This window comes from Roseicitreum antarcticum, assembly GCF_014681765.1.
GTDB lineage: Bacteria > Pseudomonadota > Alphaproteobacteria > Rhodobacterales > Rhodobacteraceae > Roseicitreum > Roseicitreum antarcticum.
Window position 1 is genome coordinate 3,422,912 of record NZ_CP061498.1, and the last position, 12,089, is coordinate 3,435,000.

14 protein-coding genes (1 of these 14 cut by a window edge) are annotated in these 12,089 nt (G+C 62.7%); 12 read left to right on the forward strand and 2 right to left on the reverse strand.

The genetic code is table 11. The features are described from left to right. The first annotated feature begins 264 nt into the window (after window positions 1–264). From H9529_RS16325 to tpiA, 4 genes are all read left to right on the forward strand, one after another. Window positions 265–621, forward strand: coding sequence for an SUF system Fe-S cluster assembly protein (locus H9529_RS16325; RefSeq protein ID WP_092887003.1), 357 nt, complete (start codon window positions 265–267; stop codon window positions 619–621). Further along, entirely contained in the window at window positions 621–1,211 is a 591-nt protein-coding gene (locus H9529_RS16330) for a sugar O-acetyltransferase (protein ID WP_092887006.1), read from the forward strand. The genes H9529_RS16325 and H9529_RS16330 overlap by 1 nt, the downstream gene beginning before the upstream one ends. After that, window positions 1,211–1,591 (forward strand): HesB/IscA family protein, encoded by a 381-nt coding sequence (locus H9529_RS16335; RefSeq protein ID WP_092887144.1) that lies wholly within the window; start codon window positions 1,211–1,213, stop codon window positions 1,589–1,591. Before H9529_RS16330 ends, H9529_RS16335 begins: the two co-directional genes overlap by 1 nt. 144 nt (window positions 1,592–1,735) lie before the next feature. Continuing rightward, the gene (gene tpiA, locus H9529_RS16340; protein ID WP_092887008.1) at window positions 1,736–2,482 is read left to right on the forward strand and encodes a triose-phosphate isomerase; all 747 of its coding nucleotides are present in this window, start codon (window positions 1,736–1,738) and stop codon (window positions 2,480–2,482) included. A 100-nt stretch (window positions 2,483–2,582) separates the two neighbouring features. Here the strand turns inward: tpiA and H9529_RS16345 are convergent, their stop codons facing one another. Then, on the reverse strand, window positions 2,583–3,230 hold the full coding sequence (locus H9529_RS16345) for a rhomboid family intramembrane serine protease (RefSeq protein WP_176846976.1): 648 nt from the start codon (window positions 3,228–3,230) through the stop codon (window positions 2,583–2,585). A gap of 242 nt (window positions 3,231–3,472) precedes the next feature. Then, window positions 3,473–4,222: a sugar transferase gene (locus tag H9529_RS16350; RefSeq protein ID WP_092887147.1), complete on the reverse strand. Its 750-nt coding sequence runs from the start codon at window positions 4,220–4,222 to the stop codon at window positions 3,473–3,475. A 460-nt stretch (window positions 4,223–4,682) separates the two neighbouring features. Between H9529_RS16350 and H9529_RS16355 the strand changes: the two genes are divergently transcribed. The 8 genes from H9529_RS16355 to H9529_RS16390 form a co-directional block, all read left to right on the forward strand. Beyond that, complete coding sequence (locus H9529_RS16355) at window positions 4,683–5,513, forward strand: ExeA family protein (RefSeq protein ID WP_223814217.1); 831 nt, start codon at window positions 4,683–4,685, stop codon at window positions 5,511–5,513. 212 nt (window positions 5,514–5,725) lie between these two features. Further along, window positions 5,726–6,814 (forward strand): polyamine ABC transporter substrate-binding protein, encoded by a 1,089-nt coding sequence (locus H9529_RS16360; protein WP_092887014.1) that lies wholly within the window; start codon window positions 5,726–5,728, stop codon window positions 6,812–6,814. A 64-nt stretch (window positions 6,815–6,878) separates the two neighbouring features. Further along, complete coding sequence (locus H9529_RS16365; protein ID WP_092887017.1) at window positions 6,879–8,036, forward strand: ABC transporter ATP-binding protein; 1,158 nt, start codon at window positions 6,879–6,881, stop codon at window positions 8,034–8,036. Between the two features lie 74 nt (window positions 8,037–8,110). Then, window positions 8,111–8,956 carry an ABC transporter permease subunit gene (locus H9529_RS16370; RefSeq protein ID WP_223814389.1) on the forward strand — a complete coding sequence of 282 codons (846 nt, stop codon included), beginning with the start codon at window positions 8,111–8,113 and terminating at the stop codon, window positions 8,954–8,956. Beyond that, complete coding sequence (locus tag H9529_RS16375) at window positions 8,953–9,759, forward strand: ABC transporter permease subunit (protein ID WP_092887023.1); 807 nt, start codon at window positions 8,953–8,955, stop codon at window positions 9,757–9,759. Before H9529_RS16370 ends, H9529_RS16375 begins: the two co-directional genes overlap by 4 nt. Window positions 9,760–9,913: 154 nt before the next feature. Next, the gene (hisC, locus tag H9529_RS16380) at window positions 9,914–10,999 is read left to right on the forward strand and encodes a histidinol-phosphate transaminase (protein ID WP_092887026.1); all 1,086 of its coding nucleotides are present in this window, start codon (window positions 9,914–9,916) and stop codon (window positions 10,997–10,999) included. Beyond that, window positions 10,999–11,916, forward strand: a complete 918-nt coding sequence (locus H9529_RS16385) for a prephenate/arogenate dehydrogenase family protein (RefSeq protein WP_092887029.1) — start codon at window positions 10,999–11,001, stop codon at window positions 11,914–11,916. The genes hisC and H9529_RS16385 overlap by 1 nt, the downstream gene beginning before the upstream one ends. A 2-nt stretch (window positions 11,917–11,918) precedes the next feature. Further along, window positions 11,919–12,089: the beginning of an extensin-like domain-containing protein gene (locus H9529_RS16390; RefSeq protein WP_223814218.1), read on the forward strand. 456 nt of this gene lie beyond the right edge of the window; 171 of the gene's 627 nt are visible here — the first part of the coding sequence; the start codon lies at window positions 11,919–11,921; its stop codon lies beyond the right edge, outside the window.

The following is a 12,089-nucleotide window of genomic DNA, read 5'->3' on the forward strand; positions in this document are numbered from 1 at the left end:
TGCGGGCGGGGCCATGGCCCCGCCCGTAATTCGTTGGCGAAACATGTGCCCCGGGGTCGCGGGCGGTTCGCGACGCGACACCGTGGCGTGTCAGAGGTTTGCGCGGCTCGGCCCGGCCTGATACAATGAGGTTTGTCTTTCCTGTGGCCCGCCCCCCGGCCATCGTCCAGCCCTTTTCACAATTCCCGTACAGTTCGGGCCGACCACTGGACGGGGCGGGATAATTCCTTATATCTTTGCTCAAGAACAACCGTGAGGCCCGCCATGACCCAACCTGTACCCGAGGGCACCCCCCTGATCCGCCCGTCCAGCACGGAACATCCGCTGTATGAAAACATCGTGGATGCCTGCAAAACCGTGTTCGACCCGGAGATTCCGGTCAACATCTACGATCTGGGGCTGATCTACACGATCGCCATCTCGGACGATAACGACGTGGGCATCACCATGACCCTCACCGCACCGGGCTGCCCGGTCGCGGGTGAGATGCCAGGCTGGGTCGCCGATGCAGTCGGCCCGCTGGAAGGCGTGCGCCAGGTCGATGTCGAAATGACGTTCGAGCCGCAATGGGGCATGGATATGATGTCCGACGAGGCGCGGCTGGAATTGGGGTTCATGTGATGACCGGCCCGGTCGCCATCCAGACCCAGCGCGAACGCATGCTGGCCGGTCAGCCCTATGACCCGGGCTGCGCCGAGCTGGTCGCGATCCGCAAGCGCGCGCAGGCGCTGATGCGGGACTATAACGCGACGGTCTATGGCGAAGATGCGGCGCGCGCGGCCCTGATGGAAGCGCTGCTGGGCACCTGGAACGGGGCGGTAATTCGCCCGCCGTTTTATGTCGATTACGGCCCGAACATCCACTTCGGCACGGGCGTTTTCGTGAATTACGGCGCGGTCATGCTGGATGTCTGCGAAATTCACATCGGCGATGACACCCAGATCGGCCCGAATGTGCAGTTTCTGACGCCTGACCACCCCCGCGATCCCGCGCTGCGTTTGCAAGGGCTTGAATGGGGGCGCCCCATTATCATCGGGCGCAATGTATGGATCGGCGGCGGCGCGATCCTTCTGCCCGGCGTGACCGTGGGTGATGATGCAATCATCGGCGCGGGCGCAGTGGTGACCCGCGCGGTCGCCTGCGGGGCCACGGTGGCGGGCAATCCGGCCCGGCCCATCGCCCTCGCTTCTCAGACTGAAAAGGTATGCTGATGTTTGGTATTCCCGGTAAACCCCCCGTAACCATGACTGATCGCGCGGTGCGCCAGATCACCAAGTTGATGGCGCGCGACAATGCCAAGGGGCTGCGCGTCGGCGTCAAGAAGGGCGGCTGCGCGGGCATGGAATACACCATGGAATACGCTGCCGAGGTTGGCCAGCATGAAGAAATCATCGAACAAGACGGTGCTTGTGTGATCATTGCGCCCATGGCGCAGATGTTCCTGTTCGGCACTGAAATCGACTTTGAGACTTCGCTGTTGGAAAGCGGCTTTAAGTTCCGCAACCCCAATGTGACCGAGGCCTGTGGCTGCGGCGAATCGATCAAGTTCGGCGATCTGGAAATGCCCGAAGCGGCGCGCAACAAGGCCTGAGGTGGCATGCATCGGCCGCGCTGAAGCGGGCAGGGCATCAGGTCATGCGCCGGATATTGGTGGCGGGCAGGGCGCAGGCGCATTGGCGCGCCAGTTAAATTGCGCTATCCCACCTGCAAACATCAATCTCAGGAGGGGGCTGCCATGCGCCGGAAACTAGCTGCGGGAAACTGGAAGATGAACGGGCTGCGCGCCGATGTGGCGCAGGTCGAGGCGCTGGCGCAGGCCTTTCCCGACCCCGGTTGCGATATCCTGATCTGTCCGCCGGCAACGCTGCTGGCAGGGTTCGTGCCTGCGGGGCAGGGCGTTGTCAGCCTTGGCGGGCAGGATTGCCACAGCGCGACCCATGGCGCGCATACGGGCGATGTTTCCGCGCCGATGCTGGCGGATGCTGGCGCGGATTATGTCATCTTGGGCCACTCCGAGCGGCGGGCCGATCACGGCGAATCCTCGGAACTGGTGGCGCAGAAGGTTCGCGCCGCCCATGCAGCAGGGCTGATTGCGGTGGTGTGTGTCGGCGAAACGCTTGCTGAGCGCGACGCCGGCACCACCCTGGATGTGGTGGGCGCCCAGCTGGATGGCTCTTTGCCCGATTGCGTGACGGCTGCAAATACCGTGATCGCCTACGAACCCGTCTGGGCCATCGGCACCGGGCGCATTCCCACGCTGGACCAGATCGCCGAGGTGCATGACTTCTTGCGCGCGCGGCTGGCGGACGGGGCGTTTGCCGCTCATGCGGATGGGATGCGTCTGCTCTACGGCGGCTCGGTCAAACCTGACAATGCGGCCGAGATATTCGCGACCGCGAATGTTGATGGCGCGCTTGTGGGCGGAGCGTCGCTGAAAGCGGCGGATTTCGGCAAGATCATCTTGGCGCTTTGTGCGTCCTGAAGCGGTGACGGACGGCGCGTTGGGCATGCAGCGCGTCCGACGCGCCCCCGGTGTCGTGTCGTAAGGCGTCGGCGTTGCCCCGGTATCCGCCCCCGGTTCGTTAGATCCGGTGGCGCATGCTGGGCGTGACAATGGCGGCAAACAGCACGCCGATGATGAAGCCGCCAAGATGCGCCTCCCATGCCAGCAGGCCCGACAATGCTACCCACAGGATGAGGTTCAATAGCGTCAGCCCCACCAGCGACATCCACAAGGGCCGCATCGGCGCGTTGGCGGCGCGGCGCGCCTGCCATTCCCAGAACTTCCATGCCCCTATCAGCCCGAAAACCGCGCCTGAAGCGCCGATCATCGGCCCGGTCGAAGTGGACAGCAGCGCAAAGCCCGCCGCCCCGCCAAGGGTGCACAACGCATAGAGCAGCAAGAAGCCCCTCTCGCCGATCCGCGCGACCACGATTCCGCCAAGCCCCAGCACCGCGATCATGTTGCCGATCAGATGCAGGAAGCCGCTGTGCAGGAAGGCGTAGGAGATGAACATGACTTCGCGTTGCAGCGGGTAGACGCCGGTCAAATCGCCCAGCAGCCCGTTCCAGAAGCCCATGTAGATCAGCGCGAGGCGCCGCAGGTCGGTCTGTCCCAGAAGGTCTGTGCCCAGGATGGTCAGCACCACTTCGGGCAGGCAGGTAAGGGCAACGATCCACAGCACCACGGGGGTGTTCGGTCGCGACGCAAGTTGGATCTGTTTGCTCATTCGCAAAGGAATGTCAGGCCGCGCCCGGCTTCGCAAGGGTCTGGGTTTCAAATGCATGTGCGGTGATCCTTTGGCCACGCAGGCTGGGGCCATATGTCGGATGGCTGGCGCACCGGGGCGTGGGGCAGGGGGGCCTGCTTGTCGATGGACCCGCCCAGCTTTTTCGGATTTCCGGCGCAGCGCGCGCAGTCAGCTCGGGACCTTGCGTGCTGATCCGGGCAACTGTCACGCCCGCGCTTCGCTCAATAGCCTGTGCCGCGCACCACGACCGCGAATGTCGCAAGGATAATGCCCAGGTCGCGCGCCAAAGTGACATTGCCCTCATATTCGGCGTCGATCTCTGCGCGGCGGGTGAAATGTGCCTTGTTGCGGTCTGACACCTGCCACAGCCCGGTCAGGCCGGGGCGCAGGGCGAAATAGTGCCGCGCCAGCGGGCCGTAGATGGCCAGTTGGTCAGGCATCATCGGACGCGGGCCGACAACGCTCATATCGCCGCGCAGGATGTTGAAAAGCTGTGGCAATTCATCCAGCGATGTCTTGCGCAAGATGCGGCCCAGCCGGGTGATGCGGGGATCGTTCTTCAGCTTCTGGGTGGCATTCCATTCCATCCGCAGGACGGGGTCGGCAGCCAGGTATTCCTCCAGCCGGGCCTCGGCATTGGCGACCATCGAGCGGAATTTCCACACCCGAAAGATGCTGCCGTCCTGCCCCAGCCGCCGCTGTGAATAGAGGGCGCACCCGCCCTCCAGCCGCAGCAGAAGCGCGATGATCGCCATGGCGGGCAGCGCTACCGGCATCGCCAGCACAACGGCGAGCACATCGAACGAGCGCTTCGCATACCTGCGGTAGAACATGCCGCCGCTGGTGCCAGGCGTCGCCGCAGGGCGCGTCAGATACCCGGGGCGCGGGCCGATCGGGGAAGCGGCACGGACTGTGGCCGTGACGGTCGGCCCCGCGACAGCGGACGGGCTGGGCGCAAGCGCTCTGGTCATATTGTCCTCCTCATCGGATTCGTACTCTGGCATCTGCAACCTGTGGCTTTCGACGCGGCAACGGTGTGTGCAGTACATATCGCAATTCGCCGCAAATTTGAACGAATTGTATTGGTAAATGGGATCTGAGACGGGAAAACACTGTTTCCGCATCGGCGTACCCCCTCTGTTCGGGGCGTGAAATGTCAATTTGAAGCGTTTTCTGCAGCCGGATCCGTGGCCAATCCCACGGCGGGGCTGCGCGGGGCATTTCCCACGCGACTCGGTTCAGTGGCGCGCGGCTCCTGCCTTCTTGTTGCGATATTTGCCCAAAAACTGCCGCGATCCGTTGGTATTGTTGCCATTCTTTGGCTATATCGCTGGTCAGACCGGAACGGACCCGGTCGCGCGCCGGGTGGGCCGATCGGTGATCCTGTACGCACCGGCGCCTGTATAAATGCTAAGACTTCGTTAGGACGCAATGATGGCGGGCACGTTCAACTCTTATCTGGACTTTTTCGGTTTTGGCCAGCGGCCCTTCTCGCTGACGCCCGATCCTGAGTTCATATACTGGACGGCGGCACATCGCGGAGCCTATGCGATGCTGGAATATGGCCTGTCTACCCATGCGCCGATCACCCTGCTGACCGGCGAGATCGGGGCGGGCAAGACCACTTTGCTGCAGTATTTTGTCGAAGCCCTGGGTGATGACGTGACGCTGGCCATGGTGACCAACACCCGCCCGGGGACGCGTGACATCTTGCAGTGGCTGCTGCCAGAGCTCGCCGACGAAGACCCGGCGGATGAGCGGGTGTTCAAGAAGGTGATGGAGTTCTTCATTCACGAGTACAATGAGGGGCGCCGCGTCGTCCTCATCATCGACGAGGCGCAGAACCTCAGCCATCAGGCGCTGGAAGAGCTGCGGATGCTGACCAATATCAACGTCGGCAAGGATGATGTGTTGCAGTTGTACCTCGTGGGCCAGCCCGAGTTGCGCGATATGGTGCGCCGCCCCGACCTGATCCAGTTCGCGCAGCGGGTTGCGGCGAACTACCATATTCCTGTCATGGACCCACCCACGGTCGGGCATTACATCGCGCACCGCGTCAAGGTGGCGGGCGGGCAGCCCAATGTCTTCAGCAAGCAGGCGGCCGAGTTGATCCACGAACACACGGCCGGGGTGCCCCGGCTGGTCAACCAATTGTGCGACCTGTCGCTGACCTATGCTTATGCGCATGAGAACCGGATGGTGAAGCGCCAGATCGTGCAAAGCGTGATCGACGACGGCATTTTCTTCAGCCCGCTGAAATAGCAGCCCGGCTTGGGTCTGGGGGCGCCGCATCCCCGCGTGAACCCATTGCCCGCATTGCAGCACATACACCCCGCGCAGGGGTTATTTTTGGCGCTGCGCGTGATTTGGTTCTTGTGAAATCGGTCAAGCCTCCACTACCATTTCGATCAGGGCGGATGAACCGCCGATGCAGATGCACCCGAAAGGGGCACACCCAACAAAGAGGTCGAAACATGCGTTATCGTTTAATTGTTCCCGTCAGCATGGCCCTCATGGCCAGTGCCGCCCATGCGCAGAACGGGTCGATCAACGTGTTCAACTGGTCGGACTACATCACTGAAGAAGCGTTGGCGCTGTTTACCGAGCGTACCGGGATCACGGTGAATTACGATGTCTATGACAGCAATGACACGCTGGAAGCGCGGATGCTGGCGGGGTCTTCCGGCTTTGACGTTGTCGTGCCGACCTCGGACTATATGCAGCGCCAGATCGCGGCAGGGGTCTATCAGCCGCTCAACAAGGACCTGTTGCCCAACATCGTCCACATGGACCCCGAACTGCTGGCGGATGTCGAGGCGTTTGACCCCGGCAACGAATACGGCATGATCTATCTGTGGGGCACCACCGGTATCGGCTACAACAGGCAGGCCGTGGCTGAACGGATGGGCGAGGATTATGTCGTCGACAGCTGGTCGCTGGTCTTTGACCCCGAGAAAGTCGCGCTGTTTGCCGATTGCGGTGTGTCCTTCATGGATACGCATATCGAGATGCTGCCCGCCGCCATGCGGTATCTGGGGCTGGAGCCGACGTCGACCGATCCGGCCGATATGGAAGCGGCGGCGGAACTGATCGAGGCGGTGCGTCCGCATGTGCGCTACTTCAGCTCCAGCCAGTATATCTCGGACCTGGCGAATGGGGAAACCTGTCTGGCAGTGGGCTGGTCTGGTGATGTGTTCCAGGCCTCTGACCGCGCGGATGAAGCCGGTCGCGGTGTCGAGGTCGGCTATGCCATCCCCGATGAGGGAACCCATCAGTGGTTCGACATGCTGGTCATCCCGTCCGACGCACCGAACCCGGAAGGCGCGCATGCCTTCATCAACTTCCTGATGGACCCCGAGGTGATCGCCCAGATTACCGATTATGTGGTCTATGCCAATGCCAACGCATCCTCGCTGGAATTTGTCGATCCCGAAATCCTGTCGGATCCGGCGGTTTTCCCGTCGCTGACCGCGCGCGAGAACATGTGGCAGATGCAGCCCTATGACAGCCGTACCGACCGCGCGGCAACCCGTCTTTGGACCCGGGTCCGCACTGGCCAGTAACCCCTTCCGGACCCAGCCCCCGCGTGCCCGCCACGCGGGGGCCTTGCAAAGCGAGTAGCCCCGCATGACCTTACAGGCAACGACCGGCGCGGCTGAGCGTCCCCATGCCGCGACCCCGCGTCCATGGCTGGATGAGGGCGCGGTGCCTTTCATCTCGATCCGCAATGTCACCAAGCAGTTCGGTGATTTCACGGCGGTCGATGATGTGCAGCTGGACATCTTCCGGGGTGAGCTGTTCTGCCTGCTGGGCGGGTCGGGCTGTGGAAAGTCTACGCTGCTGCGCATGCTGGCCGGGTTTGAGATACCGACCCATGGTCAGATCCTCATCGACGGGCAAGATATGGGCCGCGTGTCGCCCGACAAACGCCCGACCAACATGATGTTCCAGTCCTACGCGCTGTTTCCGCACATGAGTGTGGAAAAGAACGTCGCTTACGGCCTGCTCCGCGAAGGCAAGTCACGGGCCGAGGCCTATGCCCGCGCAGCGGAAATGCTGACGCTGGTCAAGCTGTCGCATCTGGGGAGGCGCAAGCCGCATCAGCTTTCGGGTGGGCAGCGGCAGCGCGTGGCGCTGGCACGGGCGCTGGCGAAACAGCCCAAACTGCTGCTGCTGGACGAACCCCTTGGCGCGCTGGACAAGAAACTGCGTGAGGAAACCCAGTATGAGTTGATCCGCATTCAGGAAACTCTGGGCGTGACATTCATTGTCGTGACGCATGATCAGGATGAGGCGATGACCCTGTCTTCGCGCATCGGGGTGATGACTGAAGGCAAGATCGTGCAGGTCGGCGAACCGCGCGAGATCTATGAAGACCCGAAATCACGCTTCGTGGCGGATTTCATCGGCTCGATCAACCTGTTCGAAGGGCGTGTCGATGTCGTCGCCCCCGATCTGATGCGGATCATCACCGATGACGTGGGTCCGGTGATGCTGCCGCCACGCAGCGGGCTGACGCGCGGGCAGGCGGTATCGGTCGGCGTGCGTCCCGAACGCCTGACGTTGAGCCGGACCCGCCCGGACAACACGCCCAACATTATCGAAGGGGTGGTCGAGGAAATTGGTTACATCGGCCATATGTCGAGCTATCGAATCCGCCTGAAGGGTGGTCGGCTGCTGCGCATGACGCAATCGAACCGGCTGCGTGATGAAGATCCGATCATGTGGGATGAGCAGGTGTTCGTCAGCTGGCAGCCAACTGCGGGCCGGGTGCTGACGGAATGAGTGTGGCGTCATCTCCGAAGGCTCGACGCCGCTGGGCCGGGTTTTCCGGGCGCACGCTTGTCGTGGCGGTGCCGATGCTGTGGCTTCTGGTGTTCTTTCTGGTGCCCTTCATCGTGCTGGGCCGCATTTCGCTGTCCGAGGCGATGATTGCCCGCCCGCCGTATTCCCCCCTGTGGGAATACGGTCCCGATGGCAATCTGGAGATCATCGCCAGCCTGGAGAACTACCGCTTCCTGCTCAGCGATTCACTTTATGTGAACGCCTATCTCTCATCCATCCGCATCGCGCTTGTCTCTACTGTCTTTGCGCTGCTGGTGGGCTATCCGATGGCTTATTATATCGCCCGCTCGGCCGAACCCCGCCGGTCGGTCCTGCTGCTGCTGGTGATCTTGCCGTTCTGGACCTCATTCCTGCTGCGGGTCTATGCGTGGATGGGGTTCCTGCGCCGCGACGGGGTCATCAACAATCTGCTGCTGAACCTTGGGGTAATTGAAGAGCCGCTGGTGATGATGCAGACAGATTTCGCGGTATATATCGGCATTGTCTATACCTACCTGCCGTTCATGATATTGCCGCTTTATGCCAACCTGGTAAAGCTGGACGGCGCGCTTCTTGAGGCTGCATCCGACCTTGGCGCCTCGCCGCTGGTCACATTCTTTACCGTGACGCTGCCGCTGTCGCTGCCGGGTATCATCGCAGGCTCGATGTTGGTGTTCATCCCTGCGATCGGTGAATACGTCATCCCCGCGCTGCTGGGCGGTCCGGATACGCTGATGATCGGGCGGGTTTTGTGGGACGAATTCTTCTCTAGCCGCGACTGGCCGGTGGCATCTGCGGTGGCGATTGTCATGCTGGTGCTGGTGGTGGCGCCGACGATGTGGCTGCAAGCGGTGCAGAACAAGCGTGAGGCGGCGGAATGAAGCGCGGATGGACCCTGCCGATACTGGCCCTTGCGGGTTTCGTCTTCCTCTACGCCCCCATCGTGTCGCTGGTGGTGTTTTCGTTTAACGAAAGCCAGCTTGTCACGGTCTGGGGCGGGTTCTCGACCAAATGGTATGGTGAGCTGTTCCGCGATCCGCAGATCCTGAATGCTGGCTGGATCAGCCTGCAAATCGCTACGGCCAGTGCGACCTTTGCGACGGTACTGGGCACGCTGGCTGCGTTCGTGTTGACCCGGTTCGGCGCGTTCAGCGGCAAGCTGCTGTTGACCGGCATGGTCACCGCGCCGCTTGTCATGCCCGAGGTCATTACCGGCCTGTCGCTGTTGCTTTTGTTCGTGGCGATGGAGCTTACATTTGGCTGGCCCGCAGGCCGGGGCCTGACGACCGTGATCATCGCGCATACCACCTTCTGCATGGCCTTCGTTGCCGTCATCGCCCAGTCGCGGCTGCGAGACATGGACGAAAGCCTTGAAGAGGCGGCGCGCGATCTTGGCGCGGGGCCTGTCCGTGTCTTCTTCGACATTACCCTGCCGGTGATCGCGCCGGCGCTGGTGTCGGGGTGGCTTCTGGCCTTCACGCTCAGCCTCGACGATTTGGTGATCGCCAGCTTCGTGTCGGGGCCGGGGGCTTCGACCCTGCCGATGGTGATTTTCTCCAAGGTTCGGCTGGGGGTCAGCCCGGATGTGAACGCGCTGGCAACGATCATCATTGCAATTGTGGCCTTCGCCGTGGTGGTGGCGGGGCTGTTGCTGCGGCGATCGGCGGCGCAGAATCCACAATAACGCGGCAGCCTGCCCGACATGATGTCACAGTCCGGTTTGCAGATAGGCAACGCCTGCGGGTTTTTAGATATGATGGATGTGTTTACACGCATGTCATGTCTGGCCACCGCACAGTTGCGGCGCTAGAACACCGCAGTAATAAGCGGGGATAAACATGCGCAAGACTCTTCAGCCACAGCCGGGAATTATGGATATCGCCGTATATACGGGTGGCGCGGCGCATATCGACGGGGTGCGCGAGGCGGTGAAGCTGTCCTCGAACGAAAACCCCTTCGGCGCCGGGGATCGCGCGGTCGAGGCCTATCGCCGCGCCGGGCATTCGATGCACCGCTATCCTTCAACCGACCATGCCGCCCTGCGCCGCGCGATTGCCGAGACGCATGGCCTGGATGCCGCGCGCATCATCTGCGGTGTCGGGTCGGATGAGGTTATCACCTTCCTGTGCCAAGCCTATGCCGGTGTGGGTGATGAGGTGCTGTATAGCCAGCACGGCTTCTTGATGTACCGTATCTCGGCGCTGGCTGCGGGCGCAACGCCGGTTGCCGCGCCGGAAATTGACCGCACGACTGATGTTGATGCGCTGCTGGCTGCGGTCACGCCGCGCACAAGGTTGGTGTTCGTGGCGAACCCCAATAACCCGACCGGCACCATGATCCCGGTGTCCGAGTTGGAGCGGCTGGCGCAGGGCCTGCCCGACAATGTGTTGTTGGTGATCGACGGCGCCTATGCGGAATATGTCGAGGATTATGATGGCGGGGCAGGGCTGGTTGATGCGCTGGGCAATGTCGTCATGACGCGCACTTTCTCCAAGGCCTATGGTCTGGGCGGATTGCGCGTCGGTTGGGGCTATGGCCCGGCGGCGGTGATTGACGTGCTTAACCGGGTGCGTGGGCCGTTCAACCTGTCCAACATGCAGTTGGAAGTCGCAGAGGCCGCCGTGCGCGACCGTGAACATCTGGAGCGCAGCCAGACCGAGAACGCGCGGATGCGCGCCTGGCTGGCCGAGGCGCTGAGCGCACTGGGCGTGCCCTGCGACCCGTCTTATGCAAATTTCGTGCTGGCGCGGTTCGCCGATCAGGCCGATGCCGAAAGCTGCGACCTGTTCTTGCAGCGCGAGGGGCTGATCGTTCGCCGTGTCGGCAGCTATGGCCTGCCCGAATGCCTGCGCATCACCGTGGGCGATGAGGCGACGTGCCGCCGGGTGGTGCATGCCGTGGCGCAGTTCAAAGGCCAGCGCTAGTGCCGGTGCTGTATGACAAGGTCGCACTGATCGGGTTGGGGCTGATCGCGTCGTCCATGGCGCTGGCGATGCGCCGGGCCGGGTTGGCAGGTAGCATCGTCGGTCATGCCCGCAGCGCGGACACGCGCGCGGTGGCGTTGGAACTGGGGCTGATCGATGCTGCCTGCGCCACTGCGGCCGAATGCGTTGCGGACGCCGATCTGGTGGTGTTCTGCGTGCCGGTGGGCGTGATGGATGCCCTTGCCGCAGAGGTGGGGCCGCATCTGGCGCCGGGGGCCTGTGTCACCGATGTGGGCTCGGTCAAGCAGGCGGTCATCGCCGCCATCGGCCCACATATGCCGGCTGGCGTACATTTCATTCCCGGCCATCCGCTGGCGGGGACGGAACATTCCGGCCCTCGCGCGGGGTTCGCCGAACTGTTCGACAAGCGTTGGTGCATTCTGACGCCGATGGAAGACACCGACCCTGCGGCACTGACCAGGTTGCAAGACCTGTGGAAGGGCATGGGCGCCTATGTCGACCAGATGGACCCGGCGCATCATGACCTGGTGCTGGCGGTAACCAGCCACACCCCGCACCTGATCGCCTACACCATGGTGGGCGTGGCTGACGATCTGCGCCGCGTGACCGATTCCGAAGTCATCAAGTATTCCGCCGCAGGTTTCCGGGATTTTACCCGGATCGCGGCCAGCGACCCGACCATGTGGCGCGACGTGTTCCTGACCAACAAGGATGCGACGCTGGAGATCCTCGGCCGCTTTACCGAGGAGCTGTTCGCGCTTCAGCGTGCCATCCGGCGGGGCGACGGGGATCATCTGCACGAATACTTCACCCGCACCCGCGCGATTCGTCGCAGCATCATCGAGGCTGGGCAGGATACTGATGCCCCGGACTTCGGTCGCGCAAAGGTAAAATAGGCATGACACCCACTGCCCGCAAAGTCGCTGTCCTGTGTAGCTTTGGGGTATTGGCCGTCGTGGTCGCCTGTTCGGGCGGCGGGCGCTGGGAGACCGGGCGCGATGCTGGCGCCATGTGCCAGGTGCGTGGCCTTCAGGGGGAGAGTATCGCACCGGTGCGCGGCGCGCAGCCG

Coding starts and splice junctions, on each gene's coding strand:
- H9529_RS16325 (WP_092887003.1), top strand. CDS start 265: ATGACCCAACCTGTACCCGAGGGCACCCCCCTGATCCGCCCGTCCAGC.
- H9529_RS16330 (WP_092887006.1), top strand. CDS start 621: ATGACCGGCCCGGTCGCCATCCAGACCCAGCGCGAACGCATGCTGGCC.
- H9529_RS16335 (WP_092887144.1), top strand. CDS start 1,211: ATGTTTGGTATTCCCGGTAAACCCCCCGTAACCATGACTGATCGCGCG.
- tpiA (WP_092887008.1), top strand. CDS start 1,736: ATGCGCCGGAAACTAGCTGCGGGAAACTGGAAGATGAACGGGCTGCGC.
- H9529_RS16345 (WP_176846976.1), bottom strand. CDS start 3,230: ATGAGCAAACAGATCCAACTTGCGTCGCGACCGAACACCCCCGTGGTG.
- H9529_RS16350 (WP_092887147.1), bottom strand. CDS start 4,222: ATGACCAGAGCGCTTGCGCCCAGCCCGTCCGCTGTCGCGGGGCCGACC.
- H9529_RS16355 (WP_223814217.1), top strand. CDS start 4,683: ATGATGGCGGGCACGTTCAACTCTTATCTGGACTTTTTCGGTTTTGGC.
- H9529_RS16360 (WP_092887014.1), top strand. CDS start 5,726: ATGCGTTATCGTTTAATTGTTCCCGTCAGCATGGCCCTCATGGCCAGT.
- H9529_RS16365 (WP_092887017.1), top strand. CDS start 6,879: ATGACCTTACAGGCAACGACCGGCGCGGCTGAGCGTCCCCATGCCGCG.
- H9529_RS16370 (WP_223814389.1), top strand. CDS start 8,111: ATGCTGTGGCTTCTGGTGTTCTTTCTGGTGCCCTTCATCGTGCTGGGC.
- H9529_RS16375 (WP_092887023.1), top strand. CDS start 8,953: ATGAAGCGCGGATGGACCCTGCCGATACTGGCCCTTGCGGGTTTCGTC.
- hisC (WP_092887026.1), top strand. CDS start 9,914: ATGCGCAAGACTCTTCAGCCACAGCCGGGAATTATGGATATCGCCGTA.